We start from the raw sequence: 15,252 nt of genomic DNA on the forward strand, positions 1-15,252 counted from the left end.
TTCAAATCCCGCCCTTTCGGAGAGGCGATTCACCGAAGCCCGTTTTCCAACTCGATGTCAGGGGGATTCCCAGAATGAACAAGAACGATCTGATCAGCGCCGTCGCGGACACCAGCGGCCTTTCGAAGAGCGACGCGTCGAGTGCGGTCGAAGGGGTGTTCGACGCGATCACCAAGTCGCTGTCGAAGGGCGACGAAGTGCGGCTGGTCGGGTTCGGAACGTTCTCCGTCGCGCGCCGCAAGGCCTCGACCGGGCGCAACCCGCGTACGGGCGAGCCGATGACGATCAAGGCGTCCAATCAGCCGAAGTTCAAGGCGGGCAAGGGCCTGAAAGACAGCGTCAACTGACGCCACGGGCCGCGCGCCGGCCAACCGAAAAGCCGCGCCGCCGCTGGGCGAGCGCGGCTTTTTCATGCGCTCAGTCGAGCTCGATCAGCGCCATCGGCGCCGCCTGCGCGCGCCGGTCGACCTGCCATTCGAGCACCTGCCGTCCGCCGTCCTCGGCGGGCCCCGCGTCGGTGTTGTTCGCCAGGATTCGGCCATCGGTGACGATGCGGAACGTCCCCTTCATCTCGGGGAGCGGCGGCTGGCTTTCGTCCGAAGGGCCTGCACCGGTAAACGGCTCGGATATCCCAGCGAACATCATGGCCTGCATCGGATTGGTGCCGCTCTGCGCCGCGAAGCCCGGCGCGTCGATCCGAACCCTGTCGCCATCACGCAGCGCGACATGGACGAACGAATTCGCCATCGGCATCTGCTCGATCGTCGGGAACACGAAATCGTGGTCGAGCCGCCCCGTGATGCGGAAGCTGACAGCGAACTCGCCGTCGCCGAGATATTCCACGCTGTCCCAGCCCGCCTGCCGCTCCAGCCGCGCGGCCAGATCCTGCGCAGCCTCGGGATCGGACGGGTCGATCCCGCCGAACATCGCGCGCATCATTTGCGTTTCCCGCTCGCGATCACGCTCGCGCGCCTCGCGCTGCTCCGCCCAGTCGATTTCCTGCTGCGCCAGTTCTTCCGCGGTGCATTCGCGGTCCTCGAAGGTATCGTCGTCGTAGCACGGCTGCGGCGTGTATTCGTCTTCCAGTTCCGGCTTCGGATTGCTCATTTCCGCAAGCTTGCTCAGCCCGAAGAGATGGATTTCGCCCTCGTAGGCGTAGGCGAACGTGCCGTTCTTCATCAGCTCGAGTTGCGAGGTGAACGCGCCGGGGGAGAGCATGCAACCGGTGAGCAGCGCGGCGCCCAAGGCGGCGAACCCGGCACTCGCGAGCCGCTTGAAAGTCGGGAAAACGGTCATCGATACCCGCTATGACGTTATTCGGATCAGCGTGTCGCCACAGCATAGAGCGCGATCGCGGCGGCGTTGGAGACGTTCAGGCTCTCCATCCGCTCGCTGATCGGCAGGCGGGCCAGCGCATCGCAGTGCGCGCCGATATTGTGCCGCATACCTTCGCCCTCGGCGCCGAGCACCAGCGCGACCAGCCCGGCGGGCAGGGCTTCGGCGAGGCTCGCGTCGGCTTCGCCGGCCAGCCCGATGCGCCAGTAGCCGGCCTCCGCCGCGCTCTCCAGCGCGCGCGCGAGATTGACCACCCGCACCCACGGCACGACCTCGAGCGCGCCCGAGGCGGACTTCGCCACCACGCCCGATTCGGGCGGCGCGTGCCGGTCCTGCGTCACGATCGCGCAGGCATCGAACGCCGCGGCGGAGCGCAGGATCGCGCCGACGTTGTGCGGATCGGTCACCTGGTCGAGCACCACCAGCGGCCGCGCCGGATCGCCGCCCAGCACCTCGTCCAGATGCACGTCCTCCAGCGGCGCACATTCGAGCACCAGCCCCTGATGCGGCGCATCGCGCGCGACGAGCCGGGCGAGATCGGACACGTCGGCATATTCGACCGGGAAATCGGCGGGCAGCTCGCCATCGAGCGATTCGACACCCTCACGCGTCGCCCACAGCTTGCGGTGGCTGCGCGCCGGGTTCTTCAGCGCCGCTTCGACCGCATGGCGGCCCCACAGGCGCACTTGCCCGGTGCTCGCCCGGCCGCTGCCGCGCCCACCCTGCATCCGCCCGGCACGCCCGCGCAACGCCCGCTTGCGGTCACCTTTCGCCACTGGAAACTCCCTGTTCGATCGATCGCCCGGCCCATGCCAGCGGCCCCATTGACAGGCAAGCGCCGCTTCGCCAAAGGGGCGCCTCTCGGCAAGGGGCCCGCTTCGGCAGGGCACCATTTCCCGCAAGCCAGGCATGTGGACAGGTGGCCGAGTGGTTAAAGGCAGCAGACTGTAAATCTGCCCGCGCAAGCGTACGCTGGTTCGAATCCAGCCCTGTCCACCACCTGCCTCTCGCTCACTCGCGCGCCGCGGCGCTTTCTTCGCGGATCGCCTTGAATTCGGAGCCGTCCTTCCAGCCCGGCCAGCGGTCCGAGTTGGCCAGATCGCTGCCGATCGCGTGGAACAGCGCGATATCCTGCACCGCACCGGCGAGGTTCCAGTCCTCGCTCCAGGCGTCGCACGCCGCGTGGTAGCAGCGGCCGGTGTAGTCATCGACCCACGCCTGCCCGGCGGCCGTGCCGCCTTCGACCAGATCCGACGCGCCCGCGATGCCCATCATCAGCAGCACGGGCACGCCGCGCTTGGCGAAGCTGAAGTGGTCGGCGCGGTAGAACAGTCCGCGTTCGGGCAGGCTTTCCTCGGTCACCGTGCGGCCCTGTGCGGCGGCGAAGCGCGCCATGTCGTCCTCCAGCGTGCCCTGACCCTTGCCGACGAGGATCGCGTCCTTTGCGCGGCCCGCGGTCTGGAGGATGTCGAGGCCGAGGTTCGCGACCGTCTTGTCGATCGGATAGATCGGGTTGGCGGCATAGTATTCCGAGCCGAGCAAGCCGCGCTCCTCGGCCGTCCAGAACGCGAAGACGATGCTGCGCTCGGGCTGCGGCGCGGCCTCGAACGCGCGGGCGATCTCGAACAGCCCGGCGACGCCCAGCGCATCGTCGTTGGCGCCCGCACGGTAGATGCGCCCTTGCGTATCGGGCTCGCCCTTGCCGTAGGCGTCCCAGTGCGCGCCGTAGATCACCGTTTCGTCGGGCCGAGCGCTGCCGGTGATCTTCGCCAGCACGTTCTGGCTTTGCACGACCTCGTGTTCGACCGGGAACTGCGCCGCGAGTGTGGTTTCCATATCAACCGGCGCGAAATCGGCGCGCCGCGCGGCTTCGCTCAGTTGCGCGAGATCGAGCCCGGCGTCGGCGAACAACGCTTGCGCGGTCTCGCCCGAGATCCAGCCCTGCAACGCGAGGCTGGTCACCTCGTCGGGCGCGCGAACCACGTCATAGTTCTCACCGCCGGGGCTCTCGATCACGTTCCAGCCGTAGCCCGCGCCTTCGGTCTCGTGGACGATCAGCGCGCCCACCGCGCCGCGCCGCGCGGCTTCCTCGAACTTGTAGGTCCAACGGCCGTAGTAGGTCATCGTCCGGTCGCCGAACTTGCCCGCCACCGGCTCGCCCGCAGCCGCATGGAAATCGGGATCGTTGACGAGGAACACCGCGACTTTGCCCGTCAGATCGACATCCTTGAAATCGTCCCATCCGCGCTCGGGCGCGTGAACGCCGTAGCCGACGAAGACGAGCGGTGCGCCGTCGATCCGTGCGACGTCGTTCGGCTGAAGCGTGGAGACGTAGATGTCGGTCGGGAAATCGAGCGGCTGCGCCTCGCCGCCATGGGTGAACGCGAGCGTGGCGGGCTCGCCGAGCTGGGTGTGCAGCAGCGGGACCCGCTGCGTCCACGTGCCGTCCTCGCCGCCGGGTTCGAGCCCGAGCGCCTGCAGGCGGCCGATCAGGTAACCGATCGTCCGCTCCTCGCCCACGGTGCCGGGCGCGCGGCCCTCGAACTGGTCGGACGCGAGCGTGCGCACCGTCTCGGTCAGGTTGTCCGCGTCGATCTGCGCGGTGGTGTCGGCGGCGTCCTGCGCAATGGCAGCGGACGAAACGAGACAGACGGCGGCGAAGGCGGCTGGGCGAAAGATCATGGGCGGTCCCCGGTTGCGGAAAAGCGCGCAGCCTAGCCATCCGGAGGGGCGCTGTGAACCGATGCCGTTCGCTCGCGCTTGCCCGGTTCGGGCGAGACGCTTAGTGAATCGCCATGCAAACCACGCACCGCCCCGTCATCTCCGCGACCGGCCTGTTCACGCCGCCCGAGAGCATCTCCAACGCCGAACTGGTCGCCAGCTTCAACACCTATGTCGAGCAGCACAACACGGCCCATGCCGAGGCGATCGCCGCGGGTGAGGTGGCGGCGCTGGAGCCCAGTTCGACCGAATTCATCGAGAAGGCGAGCGGGATCAAGGCGCGCCATGTGATGGCCAAGGCGCCGGTGCTCGATCCCGAGGTGATGGCCCCGCGCTGGGACGAGCGGCCCGACGAGGACCTGTCGGTGCTGGCGGAGATCGGGGTCGCTGCCGCGCGCGACGCGCTGGGGAGGGCGGGGCGTGATGCGGCCGATGTCGACGCGGTGCTGTGCGCCGCATCCAACATGCAGCGCCCCTATCCGGCGATGGCGATCGAAATCCAGCAGGCGCTGGGGATCGACGGCTTCGGCTTCGACATGAACGTGGCGTGCTCGTCGGCCACGTTCGGCATCCAGACCGCCGCCGACTATATCCGCGCAGGCAATGCGCGCAGCGTGCTGGTGGTCAGCCCGGAGATCACCAGCGGGCACCTCAACTGGCGCGACCGGGACAGCCACTTCATTTTCGGCGACGTGGCGACCGCGGTGCTGGTGGAGGACGCCGCGCTGGCCCCGGCGGCGCATTGGGACATCCTCGGCACGCGGCTGAAGACGGTGTTCTCCAACAACATCCGCAACAACTTCGGCTTCCTCAACCGCGCGCATCCCGACAGCGCGGACGCGCCCGACAAGTTGTTCGTCCAGGAAGGGCGCAAGGTGTTCAAGGAAGTCGTGCCGATGGTCGCGCAGATGATCGTCGACGAGGCGGACCGGCTCGAGATCGATCCGCAGGGCCTGCGCCGCCTGTGGCTGCACCAGGCCAATGCGGGGATGAACCGGCTGATCGCGCAGCGCGTGCTGGGGCACGAGGCGAACGAGGACGAAAGCCCGACGGTGCTCGATACCTATGGCAACACCTCGAGCGCGGGCTCGATCATCGCCTTCCATCTCCACAGCGGTGACCTCGCGCCGGGCGATACCGGGCTGATCTGCAGCTTCGGGGCGGGCTATTCGGCGGGAACGGTGTTCGTGCGCAAGGCGGGCTGAAACCGCGCGTTTCCGGTGCGCGCGTCCCACCAGGCGAACACCATGCCCGAGGCGCGCCACAACAGCGCGACCAGCACCGCAGAGACGATGCCGTCGACCGCGTAGTGGTAGGCGAGGTGGACCGATCCGATCCAGATCACCGCGGCGAATGCGAGCATCCAGCGGCCAGCGCGCGACGCGGCGCGGCGCAGCGCGAGCCAGAAGAGGAACACGATCGCGACGTGCATCGAGGGCATCGCGGTGATCCCGCTGCCGAGGCCGTTGGCGTCCGACCGGTGCCAGTCGAGCAGCATCTGCTGCACGTCGAGCGTCATCACCGGCACCTGCGCGTCCGCTGCGCGCAAATAGGCCATCTGCGCATCGAACGTCGCGTCGCCGAGCAGCGGGCCGACGAAGCACGGCCCGACCGAAGCGAGCAAGGTCGCGAACCCGCCGCCAATCACCGACCACGCGAGGACGTAGGTCAGGAAAAACTGCCGCCGGACCATCGAATCGATCCGGGCGAAGGCGAAATAGAGGCAGCCGAGATAGAGCAGCAGGAACCAGGCATGATAGAGGAACGCCAGCGCGGCGGTAACGAGCGGATAACCGAGCGCCGGCTGCAGCACCTGCCAGGCGTCGTGGCCGAAGAACAGTGCCCGGTCCCACGCGATGAAGGTGCCGTCCCAGGTGTAGTCGGCGAACAGCGGGATCGCCGCCTTCATCTTCGAGAAGAACGGGATCAGCATCACGCACAGCGCGAGCATCGGCATACCGGCGAGCCACCGACGCAACGCTTCGGGCCCGGCATAGCGGCGGTGCAGCGCGGCGATCGGTTCGGCCGGGCGATGGCGGGCGAGGTGGATTACCGCGTCGACCGAGGCCACGGCGACGACCGCGAACCCGAACAACCGGGCGTTGGCGAGGATCGGGTTCGCGTTCAGCCCGATGCCGTTGGCGGCAAGGATGGCGGTGCACAGCGCCAGCAGCGCGGCCGCGATCGCGACTATCGGCAGTTCGCCGATCCAGCGCCGCGCCCAGCCTGCGGCAGTGTCCTCACGCCTGTCCATGCCCGGCCGATACCGCGATATGGTAAGCATCCGCCTAACGCGATGCGGCATTGCCAGTTACCGGCCGGGACCCTAGATGTCGGGGATGGCAGGCGAACTGGTCGACAACAAAGGGCGCGGGGATGTGGGCTGGCAGTGGCCGGCGATCCATCCCGAAGGGCGCAAGTTCGGGCTCATCGCGATCGCGATCAGCCTGGTATTCGCATTCCTCGCGTGGGAGACGCTGGCCTGGCCGATGGCGTTCCTCTCGCTCGGCGTGTTCGCGTTCTTCCGCGATCCCGAACGCGTGGTGCCGCAGGACGACCGTTCGATCGTCTCCCCGGCGGACGGCCTGGTCTCGCTGATCGCGACGGTCGAGCCGCCAGCCGAACTGACGATGGACGACGGCAGCGGCACGCTGGCGCTGCCCAAGGGGCCGGTCACGCGCGTCTCCATTTTCATGAGCGTGTTCGACGTGCACATCAATCGCGCGCCGATCGGCGGCACCGTGCGGCGGCTGGTCTATATCCCGGGCAAGTTCGTCAACGCCGACCTCGACAAGGCGAGCGAGGAGAACGAGCGCCAGCATATCCTGATCGAGCGGCAGGACGGGCTGGCGATCGGCTTCACCCAGATCGCCGGGCTCGTCGCGCGGCGCATCGTCCCCTTCGTCAAGCCGGGCGACACGCTCGCGGTGGGCGCGCGGGTCGGCCTGATCCGCTTCGGCAGCCGGGTCGACGTATACCTGCCGGCGGGCACCGATTCGAAGGTGCTGGTCGGGCAGAAGGTCGTCGCCGGCGAAACCGTGCTGGCCGAGATCGGCGAACAGAAGCTGATCGAGGGCATCGCCCAGTGACGGTCGAAGCTACGCGCCTGTCATGAGCGACGATTACCCCCGGGTCGGCCCCAAGGCCGCCGAAGACGAGGTCCCGGTCGCCGCCGGGCGCGTCCGCGGGCTGTCATTGCGCGCGGTGCTACCGAACGCGATCACCGCCGCGGCATTGTGTTCGGGTCTCACCGGCATTCGCTTCGCGATCGGCGAGAACTGGCGGCTGGCGATCTTCGCAATCATCCTCGCCGGGCTGCTCGACGGGATCGACGGGCGCATCGCGCGGCTCCTCAAGGCGCAGTCGCGCTTCGGTGCGGAGCTCGACAGCCTCGCCGATTCGCTTTCGTTCGGCATGGCGCCGGCGATCATCTTTTACTTGTGGACCCTGCAGGATCTGCCCCGGCTCGGCTGGTTCGCTTCGCTCGCCTTCGCGATCTGCTGCGCCTTGCGGCTCGCGCGCTTCAACGCGCAGATCGACGTGGACGAGCAGCCGCACAAGTCGGCCGGATTCCTCACCGGCGTTCCCGCGCCGGTCGGTGCCGGGCTGGCGTTCCTGCCGTTCTACCTGTGGATGGCGACCGGCTGGGAGGAATTCCGCGAGCCTATCGTATGCGCGATCTGGATGGTCGCGATCGCTTTCCTGATGATCTCCAACGTCGCGACCTTCAGCTGGGCTTCGATCCGCCCGCGTCGCAACGTCAGGCTGGAAGTGATCGCACTGGTCGGGATCGTGTTCGCCGCGCTGCTGCTCGAGCCATGGTGGACGCTCGCGGCGATCTGCATCGGCTATCTCGCGCTGATGCCCTATGCGCTGATGCGTTATGCCCGGGTCAGGCGGCCACGGCGAGCCGCTGTCTCGGTGTCGGCGCGCGACAGTTAAATTTCGCGCGACGGCTAACCCGCAGGCGAGGAGCGGCGGGCACTTCGTGCGCCGCGAAATCCACGATCGTCACCACGATGCCCCCGCTCAGTGCGGACTGTCGCAGTTCGCACCGAAGACGCGCGAACGCGTCACGTCCTCGCAGAAAGCTGTCGGCCAGCACGGCAACGGCGCCGATGGCGACAACCGCGAAAAACGCGAAGAGAATGACGCCTGTCATGATCGTGATCCTTGCGATAAGCGATCCCGAAGGCTTGTTGACAGCCTGTGGGTTTGCTGTGGATAACTAACTTGCCGCATGAGTCGTTCCAGCGACACACCCTGTGTTCTCTATTTGTTCTTATGTGTCAAGCGCTATTAGCGACAGGTGCTGCCTGGCAAGCGGCAGATTGAGTCTGGCTTTCCTCGCCGAACCTCGCTAAGGGCGCGCCCGCGTGGCAACTTCCGACCGGTTCGCTGATCGGGATCGCCACTGCAAATCCACATGGAGAGCGCCACATACCGGTGCCTGCCGCGGGATCGCCGCACGGGTTCCAGCTCTCCAGAGGCATAACCGGAAGGAATTACCTATGGCGGCTTCCACCGTCACGATGCAGCAATTGATCGAGGCCGGATCGCACTTCGGCCACCAGACCCACCGTTGGAACCCGCGCATGAAGCCGTACATCTTCGGCGCGCGCAACGGTGTCCACATCATCGACCTGTCGCAGACCGTGCCGCTGTTCGCACGCGCGCTCGATTTCGTCGAGCAGACCGTTCGCTCGGGCGGCAAGGTGCTGTTCGTCGGCACCAAGCGCCAGGCGCAGGAGCCGATCGCGGAAGCCGCGCGCGCCTCGGGCCAGCACTTCGTCAACCACCGCTGGCTGGGCGGCATGCTCACCAACTGGAAGACGATCAGCCAGTCGATCAAGCGCCTCAAGACGCTCGAAGAGCAGCTCTCGGGCGACACCTCGGGCCTGACCAAGAAGGAAGTCCTCCAGCTCACGCGCGAGCGCGACAAGCTGGAGCTTTCGCTCGGCGGCATCCGCGACATGGGCGGCATCCCCGACGTGATGTTCGTGATCGACGCGAACAAGGAAGACCTGGCGATCAAGGAAGCCAACGTGCTCGGCATCCCGGTCGTCGCCGTGCTCGATACCAACGTCGATCCCACGGGCATCGCTTTCCCGGTTCCGGGCAACGACGACGCCAGCCGCGCGGTGCGCCTCTATTGCGACGCCGTGCGCGACGCCGCGGTCTCGGGCCGTGGTGGCAAGGTCGCCGATTCGGGCGACGACATCGGTGCGATGGAGCAGCCGCCCGCCGAAGCGGCCGCCTGACCTTCAACCCGCTGTAACGCACACCATATAGGCGCCGGACCCGAGCACCCGCGGGGCCGGCGCCCCGAATTCATACGAGGAAACGACAATGGCCGCATTCACTGCCGCTGACGTGAAGACCCTGCGCGAGAAGACCGGCGCGGGCATGATGGACGCCAAGAAGGCGCTCGAAGCCGCGAACGGCGATATCGAGGCCGCGGTCGACGCGCTGCGCGCCAAGGGCCTCGCCACCGCGCAGAAGAAGTCCAGCCGCACCGCGGCCGAGGGCCTCGTCGGCGTGGCCGTCGAAGGGCTGAAGGGCGTCGCCGTCGAGGTGAACTCCGAAACCGACTTCGTTGCCAAGAACGACAAGTTCCAGGATTTCGTGCGCAAGACCACCGAGGCTGCTCTCGGCGTGTCCGGCGACGATGTCGATGCGCTCAAGTCCGCGTCGTATCCCGATGGCGGCACCGTGGCCGACAAGCTGACCGACAACGTCGCGACGATCGGCGAGAACCAGCAGGTTCGCCGGATGAAGACCGTCTCGGTCGATAAAGGCGTGGTCGTGCCCTACGTCCACAATGCCGCCGCGCCGAACCTCGGCAAGATCGGCGTGCTCGTCGCGCTCGAGAGCGAGGCCGACGCCGGCACGCTTGACACGCTGGGCAAGCAGCTCGCGATGCACATCGCCGCCGCGTTTCCGCAGGCGCTCGACGCCGACGGGCTCGACGCCGAGGTGATCGAGCGCGAGCGCAAGATCGCCGCCGAAAAGGCCGCCGAGAGCGGCAAGCCCGCCGAAGTGCAGGAAAAGATGGTCGACGGCGCGGTGAAGAAGTTCGCCAAGGAAAACGCGCTGCTCAGCCAGGTCTTCGTGATGGACAACAAGACCGCCATCGCCGACGTCGTCGCCAAGGCCGGCAAGGACGCGGGCAAGCCGATCGTGCTGAAGGACTATGTCCGCTTCCAGCTCGGCGAAGGCATCGAGAAGGAAGAAAGCGACTTCGCGGCGGAAGTCGCCGCCGCCGTCGCGGGCTGACCTTCCGCGCTACATACGCGAATTTGCGGCCGTTGGAGCGACTTGCTCCGGCGGCCGCAGTTCTATCAGCCATACGGTCGGTTGAGTGAACAGCCGCAGCGGGATCAGGCTGGTGCCGAGGCCTGCGCCGACAATCAGCGTCTTGCCGTTCTCGTCGACCCGGCCACAGCCGTAGCGATCGCCGTAATCGGACAAATGCGCTGGCGCGCCTCCCCACGGATAGGCGATCTGGCCGCAGTGCGTATGCCCGGCCAGCATGAGCGGGATCGAGCCCGGCATTTCGGGAAACGGGTCGGGGCTATGGCTGAGAACGATCCGCGCGCCGCGAAGCCGGCCCAGTGCGGCCAGGGTCGCAGCGATGTCGGCGCGGCCGGTATAATCGTCGTCGAGACCGCCGATCGCCAGCGGCCCTGCCTGCATCGCTTCGTTGGCGAGCAGCGCGATCCCGTGGCGGTCGAGTTCCGCGGCCAGTCCGGGCATGTCGAACCAGTGGTCGTGGTTGCCCGGCACTGCGATCACGCCGAGCGGCGCATCGAGCGCACCTAGCGGGGCTACGATCTGCTCGGGCGTGTAGATATGCGTCGCAGTGCGCTTGTCGCTGACGAGGTCCCCCGCGATTAATACCACGTCGGGCTCCAGCGCGTTGACCTGCGCCACGATCCGCTCGAGCCGTTCTGGCGGCATGTCGGGTCCGGCGACGTGGATGTCGCTGATCAGCGCGACGCGCAATGGGGCAGCGTCGTCGGGCAACTCCGGCAGCGTGACACGCGTCCGTTCGATCACCGCGTCGCGCATCGTGTCCGACCATGCCTTCGTGCCGAGCGCGATCGTCGCCAGCGCGAGCAGCGCGGCGATCCAACGGATTTTCCTCGATTGCCGCAGCTTCCCGGCCACCGGCTTTCCCTTTGCGCACGAGGGTCGGGGCGGCTAAGGACGCCGGCGACCCCAAGATCGAACCGGAACCCGTGTCGCCTATGTCCTCCCCCGAATACAAGCGTATATTGCTCAAACTGTCGGGCGAGGTGCTGATGGGGGATCAGCAGTTCGGGATCGATCCGGCCTTCGTTGCCGAACTCGCGAAAGAGGTGAAGGCAGCCAAGGATACCGGGCTGCAGGTCTGCCTCGTCATCGGCGGCGGCAACATCTTTCGCGGCATGGCAGGCGCGGCCCAAGGCATGGACCGCGCGCAGGCCGACTACATGGGCATGCTCGCCACGGTGATGAACGCGCTGGCGATGCAGAACGCACTCGAACAACTCGGCGTGCAGACGCGGGTGCAGTCGGCGGTGCAGATGGACCAGGTGTGCGAGCCGGTGATCCGCCGCCGCGCCGAACGCCATCTCGAGAAGGGCCGGGTGGTGATTTTCGCCGCGGGTGTCGGCGCGCCGTATTTCACCACGGACAGCGGCGCAGCTTTGCGCGCGGCGGAAATGCGCTGCGACGCGCTGTTCAAGGGTACCAGCGTCGACGGGGTCTACGACAGCGACCCGAAGAAGAACGCGCAAGCAAAACGTTTCGATACCGTCAGTTACGACAAGGTGCTGGCAAGCAATCTCAAGGTGATGGACGCCTCCGCCGTCGCGCTGTGCCGCGACAACGGAATCCCGATCGTGGTCTTCTCGATCCGCGAGAAGGGCAATCTCGCGCGGGTTCTCGCGGGCGAGGGCGTGCGCACGATAGTGAAAGAGGAAGCCTGACACATGGCGAAGTACGACAAGAGCGATATCGAGCGCCGGATGCAGGGCGCGGTGGACAGCCTGAAAGGCGACCTCGGTGGCCTGCGCACCGGCCGCGCCAACACCGCGCTGCTCGATCCGGTGGTGGCGGAGGTCTACGGCGCGATGATGCCGCTCAGCCAGGTCGCGACGGTGTCCGCGCCCGAACCGCGCATGCTCAGCGTGCAGGTGTGGGACAAGGCGAACGTCAGCGCGGTGGAGAAGGGGATCGCCAAGGCGAACCTCGGCCTCAACCCGATGACCGACGGCCAGACCATCCGTCTGCCGATGCCCGACCTGACCGAGGAGCGGCGCAAGGATCTCGCCAAGCTGGCGGGCCAGTATGCGGAACAGGCCAAGATCGCGATCCGCAACGTGCGCCGCGACGGGATGGAAGCGCTCAAGGAAGACGAGAAGAAGAAGGAAATCTCCGAGGACGAGCGCAAGCGCAGCGAGGACGAGGTGCAGAAGCTGACCGACAAGTTCGTCGCCGACGCCGATGCCGCGGCCGCGCAGAAGGAAAAGGAAATCCTGACGCAGTGAGGGGTTTACGGTTCCGGGGTAGAGGATGACGCAGGACGGCCACAGCGCCCGGCACGTCGCCATCATCATGGATGGCAACGGCCGCTGGGCCAAGCGCCGCCACCTGCCGCGCGCGATGGGCCACCAGCGCGGGGTGGAGGCGGTGCGCGAACTGGTGCGCGGCCTCGGCGGCATGGGGATCGAGTGCCTGACGCTTTACGCCTTCAGTTCGGAAAACTGGAAGCGGCCCGGCGACGAGGTCGACGACCTGATGAACCTGATGCGCAAGTTCGTGAAATCGGACTTGCCCGAATTCGTCGCCAACGATGTGAAGCTGAAGATTATCGGCGATTGGCAGGGGCTTGCACCCGATATCGTGGAAATGCTCGAGGATGCGCTGGCGCAGACCGCCGGGGGCAGCCGCACTCTGGCGGTCGCGCTCAACTACGGCTCGCAGCAGGAAATCGCGCGCGCAGCAGCTAACGCTGCGGCGGACGGGGAAATCACGGTGGAGAGCATCGCCGCGCATCTCGACACCGCCGACCTGCCGCCGCTCGACCTGCTGATCCGCACCAGCGGAGAGGTGCGCCTGTCGAACTTTCTGCTGTGGCAGTGCGCCTATGCGGAAATGGTCTTCGTCGACACGCTGTGGCCCGATTTCACGCCCGCGCATCTGGCGGATGCGCTGACCGATTTTGCACGCAGGGAGCGCCGCTATGGCGGACGCTGACGACAAATCCGAGATGCGCAAGCGCGACCGGCTGAAGGCGCGCGCTAAGCGCTACATGACGGTGCCGCTGGCGGTGCGCACGTCCGACTTGCCGGTGCGGCTTGCCTCCGCCGCGGTGATGCTCGCGGTGGCGGGTGCGGCGTTCTGGGCGGGCGGGCAGGTATTCGACCTGTTCATCGGTCTCATCGCCTTCGCCTGCCTCGCCGAATTCGCGATCCTCGTCTCGCGCGCGACCGACAACGTGCCTTATCGGCTCGCCGCGCTGATCGCGGGCGCGCTCTACATCGGGATCGCCGCCGCGATCATCGTCGGGGCGGGCGATTTTCTCGTCATACTCATTCTCGGCGTGACCATCTTTACCGACACCGGCGCCTATTTCTCCGGGCGCACGATCGGCGGGCCGAAGATCGCGCCGCGTATCAGCCCATCCAAGACATGGGCGGGGCTGCTGGGCGGCATGGCGGCATCCGCGCTGTGGGTCGTGCTGTGGGTGCTCGCTATCGACAGCGAAGTGACATGGCTCGGCCCGCGGTTCGAGCTCGGCCTGCCGCTCGACGCCGAAGGGCTGGGCAATGCCGCGCTGCTCGGTGCGGGGCTGGCGGTGCTGGCGCAGGCGGGCGACTTCTTCGAAAGCTGGCTGAAGCGGCGCGCGGGCGTGAAGGACAGCTCGCGCCTGATCCCGGGGCACGGCGGTGTGTTCGACCGAGTGGACGGCATGTTGCCGGTCGCCATTGCCGTCGGCGCGCTGGCGGCTTCCGTGGCGAACTGACGGCGAGCGGCTGATGCGGACCATCTCCATCCTCGGCGCGACCGGATCGGTCGGCGCCTCCACGCTCGATCTGATACGCCGCAATCGCGACCAGTGGCGCGTCGTCGCGCTGACAGCGAATTGCAGCGCGCATGAGCTGGCGGCGCTGGCGCGTGAATTCGAGGCCGAAATCGCGGTGGTGGGCGACGATAGCTGCTTCACCGACCTGTGCGCCACGCTGTCCGGCTCGGGCATCGAGGCGGCGGGCGGGCGCGAGGCGCTGTGCGAAGCGGCGGCCCGGCCGGTGGACCTCACCGTCGCAGCGATCGTCGGCTGCGCGGGGCTGAGGCCGACGATGGCCGCGATCCGGCAGGGCGGCACCGTCGCGCTGGCGAACAAGGAAGCGCTGGTCTCGGCCGGCGAGGTGATGACGGCTGCGGTGGCCCAGCATGGCGCGACGCTGCTGCCGGTCGATTCGGAGCACAACGCGATCTTCCAGTGCCTGCAGGGCGGGCGGATCGAGGACGTGCGCTCGATCACCCTCACGGCCAGCGGCGGCCCGTTCCGCACCTGGACGCACGAGCGGCTCGCGGCTGCGACGCCTGCCGAAGCCGTAGCGCATCCCAACTGGGACATGGGGGCCAAGATCAGCGTCGATTCGGCGACGATGATGAACAAGGGCCTCGAATTCATCGAGGCGCATCACCTGTTCCCGGTGGGGCTCGATCACCTGCGCATCGTCGTCCACCCGCAGAGCGTCGTGCATTCGATGGTCGAATACCGCGATGGCTCGACGTTGGCGCAACTCGGCCCGTCGGACATGCGCGTGCCGATCGCTTCGTGCCTCGCCTGGCCCGGCCGGATGGACACGCCGCTGGCGCCGCTCGATCTCGCCGCGATCGGGTCGCTGACGTTCGAGGCGCCCGACGAGGACCGCTTTCCCGCCACCCGGCTGGCGCGCGAGGCGGTGCATGCGGGCGGCGCGGCACCGGCGGTGCTGAACGCGGCGAACGAGGTGGCGGTTGCCGCCTTCCTCGCCGGTCAGACGCGGTTCACGCACATCGCCGTAGTGGCGGAGCGAACCCTGCAAAGCTATAACCCGCCGGCGCCCGCCGCTCTCGACGACGTTCTGTCGGTCGATACCGAGGCGCGCACGCGGGCTCGCGAGATTCTGGAGACTGCCGCAATTGGCTGATTCGCCTTCC

The 15,252-nt window shown here is 67.4% G+C and carries 17 protein-coding genes and 1 tRNA gene; 12 read left to right on the top strand and 6 right to left on the bottom strand.

The window, feature by feature from the left end; all coding sequences use genetic code 11:
• Positions 1-65: 65 nt before the first annotated feature.
• Positions 66-347, top strand: coding sequence for an HU family DNA-binding protein (locus ACE3QC_RS01060; protein ID WP_374406603.1), 282 nt, complete (start codon positions 66-68; stop codon positions 345-347).
• Between the two features lie 70 nt (positions 348-417).
• On the opposite strand, the gene ACE3QC_RS01065 is transcribed toward ACE3QC_RS01060, so the two are convergent.
• Positions 418-1,296, bottom strand: coding sequence for a hypothetical protein (locus ACE3QC_RS01065; protein ID WP_374405234.1), 879 nt, complete (start codon positions 1,294-1,296; stop codon positions 418-420).
• A 26-nt stretch (positions 1,297-1,322) separates the two neighbouring features.
• A complete protein-coding gene (locus ACE3QC_RS01070; protein ID WP_374405235.1) occupies positions 1,323-2,111 on the bottom strand; it encodes a TrmH family RNA methyltransferase in 789 nt (262 codons plus the stop codon).
• A 137-nt stretch (positions 2,112-2,248) separates the two neighbouring features.
• Between ACE3QC_RS01070 and ACE3QC_RS01075 the strand changes: the two genes are divergently transcribed.
• Positions 2,249-2,334 (top strand) — tRNA-Tyr (locus ACE3QC_RS01075).
• Between the two features lie 12 nt (positions 2,335-2,346).
• On the opposite strand, the gene ACE3QC_RS01080 is transcribed toward ACE3QC_RS01075, so the two are convergent.
• Positions 2,347-4,017: a M28 family metallopeptidase gene (locus ACE3QC_RS01080; RefSeq protein ID WP_374405236.1), complete on the bottom strand. Its 1,671-nt coding sequence runs from the start codon at positions 4,015-4,017 to the stop codon at positions 2,347-2,349.
• A gap of 113 nt (positions 4,018-4,130) precedes the next feature.
• On the opposite strand from ACE3QC_RS01080, the gene ACE3QC_RS01085 reads away from it, so the two are divergent.
• Positions 4,131-5,261, top strand: a complete 1,131-nt coding sequence (locus ACE3QC_RS01085; RefSeq protein WP_374405238.1) for a beta-ketoacyl-ACP synthase III — start codon at positions 4,131-4,133, stop codon at positions 5,259-5,261.
• Here the strand turns inward: ACE3QC_RS01085 and ACE3QC_RS01090 are convergent.
• The gene (locus tag ACE3QC_RS01090; RefSeq protein WP_374405239.1) at positions 5,222-6,310 is read right to left on the bottom strand and encodes a phosphatase PAP2 family protein; all 1,089 of its coding nucleotides are present in this window, start codon (positions 6,308-6,310) and stop codon (positions 5,222-5,224) included. The two genes, ACE3QC_RS01085 and ACE3QC_RS01090, sit on opposite strands and share 40 nt — an antisense overlap.
• A gap of 85 nt (positions 6,311-6,395) precedes the next feature.
• Between ACE3QC_RS01090 and ACE3QC_RS01095 the strand changes: the two genes are divergently transcribed.
• Positions 6,396-7,145 carry a phosphatidylserine decarboxylase gene (locus ACE3QC_RS01095; protein ID WP_374406605.1) on the top strand — a complete coding sequence of 250 codons (750 nt, stop codon included), beginning with the start codon at positions 6,396-6,398 and terminating at the stop codon, positions 7,143-7,145.
• A gap of 22 nt (positions 7,146-7,167) precedes the next feature.
• Entirely contained in the window at positions 7,168-7,998 is an 831-nt protein-coding gene (locus tag ACE3QC_RS01100) for a phosphatidylcholine/phosphatidylserine synthase (RefSeq protein WP_374405241.1), read from the top strand.
• Here ACE3QC_RS01100 and ACE3QC_RS01105 read toward each other — a convergent pair.
• Positions 7,949-8,218 carry a hypothetical protein gene (locus ACE3QC_RS01105; protein WP_374405242.1) on the bottom strand — a complete coding sequence of 90 codons (270 nt, stop codon included), beginning with the start codon at positions 8,216-8,218 and terminating at the stop codon, positions 7,949-7,951. The genes ACE3QC_RS01100 and ACE3QC_RS01105 overlap by 50 nt on opposite strands.
• A 349-nt stretch (positions 8,219-8,567) precedes the next feature.
• Here ACE3QC_RS01105 and rpsB point away from each other — a divergent pair, with 349 nt between their 5' ends.
• On the top strand, positions 8,568-9,317 hold the full coding sequence (gene rpsB, locus ACE3QC_RS01110; RefSeq protein WP_374405243.1) for a 30S ribosomal protein S2: 750 nt from the start codon (positions 8,568-8,570) through the stop codon (positions 9,315-9,317).
• Positions 9,318-9,405: 88 nt separating this feature from the next.
• Entirely contained in the window at positions 9,406-10,332 is a 927-nt protein-coding gene (tsf, locus tag ACE3QC_RS01115) for a translation elongation factor Ts (protein ID WP_374405244.1), read from the top strand.
• Positions 10,333-10,341: 9 nt separating this feature from the next.
• Here the strand turns inward: tsf and ACE3QC_RS01120 are convergent, their stop codons facing one another.
• A complete protein-coding gene (locus ACE3QC_RS01120; protein ID WP_374405245.1) occupies positions 10,342-11,226 on the bottom strand; it encodes a metallophosphoesterase in 885 nt (294 codons plus the stop codon).
• An 80-nt stretch (positions 11,227-11,306) separates the two neighbouring features.
• Between ACE3QC_RS01120 and pyrH the strand changes: the two genes are divergently transcribed.
• Genes pyrH through ACE3QC_RS01145 form a run of 5 tightly spaced genes read left to right on the top strand, consistent with a single transcriptional unit; the run spans position 11,307 to position 15,242 of the window.
• The gene (pyrH, locus tag ACE3QC_RS01125; protein WP_374406607.1) at positions 11,307-12,029 is read left to right on the top strand and encodes a UMP kinase; all 723 of its coding nucleotides are present in this window, start codon (positions 11,307-11,309) and stop codon (positions 12,027-12,029) included.
• 3 nt (positions 12,030-12,032) lie between these two features.
• A complete protein-coding gene (gene frr, locus ACE3QC_RS01130) occupies positions 12,033-12,590 on the top strand; it encodes a ribosome recycling factor (RefSeq protein WP_374405246.1) in 558 nt (185 codons plus the stop codon).
• Between the two features lie 25 nt (positions 12,591-12,615).
• The gene (gene uppS / locus ACE3QC_RS01135) at positions 12,616-13,299 is read left to right on the top strand and encodes a polyprenyl diphosphate synthase (protein WP_374405247.1); all 684 of its coding nucleotides are present in this window, start codon (positions 12,616-12,618) and stop codon (positions 13,297-13,299) included.
• Positions 13,286-14,068 carry a phosphatidate cytidylyltransferase gene (locus ACE3QC_RS01140; RefSeq protein WP_374405248.1) on the top strand — a complete coding sequence of 261 codons (783 nt, stop codon included), beginning with the start codon at positions 13,286-13,288 and terminating at the stop codon, positions 14,066-14,068. Before uppS ends, ACE3QC_RS01140 begins: the two co-directional genes overlap by 14 nt.
• Positions 14,069-14,081: 13 nt before the next feature.
• Positions 14,082-15,242 carry a 1-deoxy-D-xylulose-5-phosphate reductoisomerase gene (locus tag ACE3QC_RS01145; RefSeq protein WP_374405249.1) on the top strand — a complete coding sequence of 387 codons (1,161 nt, stop codon included), beginning with the start codon at positions 14,082-14,084 and terminating at the stop codon, positions 15,240-15,242.
• The last annotated feature ends 10 nt before the right edge of the window (positions 15,243-15,252 follow it).

The sequence above is a fragment of the Pelagerythrobacter sp. genome (assembly GCF_041912895.1).
In the GTDB taxonomy this organism is placed as follows: Bacteria; Pseudomonadota; Alphaproteobacteria; order Sphingomonadales; family Sphingomonadaceae; genus Pelagerythrobacter.

Excerpts from the sequence above, each read along its gene's own strand:
- tsf (WP_374405244.1), top strand. The coding sequence starts at position 9,406 with ATGGCCGCATTCACTGCCGCTGACGTGAAGACCCTGCGCGAGAAGACC.
- ACE3QC_RS01085 (WP_374405238.1), top strand. The coding sequence starts at position 4,131 with ATGCAAACCACGCACCGCCCCGTCATCTCCGCGACCGGCCTGTTCACG.
- ACE3QC_RS01105 (WP_374405242.1), bottom strand. The coding sequence starts at position 8,218 with ATGACAGGCGTCATTCTCTTCGCGTTTTTCGCGGTTGTCGCCATCGGC.
- rpsB (WP_374405243.1), top strand. The coding sequence starts at position 8,568 with ATGGCGGCTTCCACCGTCACGATGCAGCAATTGATCGAGGCCGGATCG.
- frr (WP_374405246.1), top strand. The coding sequence starts at position 12,033 with ATGGCGAAGTACGACAAGAGCGATATCGAGCGCCGGATGCAGGGCGCG.
- ACE3QC_RS01080 (WP_374405236.1), bottom strand. The coding sequence starts at position 4,017 with ATGATCTTTCGCCCAGCCGCCTTCGCCGCCGTCTGTCTCGTTTCGTCC.
- pyrH (WP_374406607.1), top strand. The coding sequence starts at position 11,307 with ATGTCCTCCCCCGAATACAAGCGTATATTGCTCAAACTGTCGGGCGAG.
- ACE3QC_RS01145 (WP_374405249.1), top strand. The coding sequence starts at position 14,082 with ATGCGGACCATCTCCATCCTCGGCGCGACCGGATCGGTCGGCGCCTCC.
- ACE3QC_RS01065 (WP_374405234.1), bottom strand. The coding sequence starts at position 1,296 with ATGACCGTTTTCCCGACTTTCAAGCGGCTCGCGAGTGCCGGGTTCGCC.
- ACE3QC_RS01090 (WP_374405239.1), bottom strand. The coding sequence starts at position 6,310 with ATGGACAGGCGTGAGGACACTGCCGCAGGCTGGGCGCGGCGCTGGATC.
- ACE3QC_RS01100 (WP_374405241.1), top strand. The coding sequence starts at position 7,168 with ATGAGCGACGATTACCCCCGGGTCGGCCCCAAGGCCGCCGAAGACGAG.
- ACE3QC_RS01095 (WP_374406605.1), top strand. The coding sequence starts at position 6,396 with ATGGCAGGCGAACTGGTCGACAACAAAGGGCGCGGGGATGTGGGCTGG.
- ACE3QC_RS01140 (WP_374405248.1), top strand. The coding sequence starts at position 13,286 with ATGGCGGACGCTGACGACAAATCCGAGATGCGCAAGCGCGACCGGCTG.
- uppS (WP_374405247.1), top strand. The coding sequence starts at position 12,616 with ATGACGCAGGACGGCCACAGCGCCCGGCACGTCGCCATCATCATGGAT.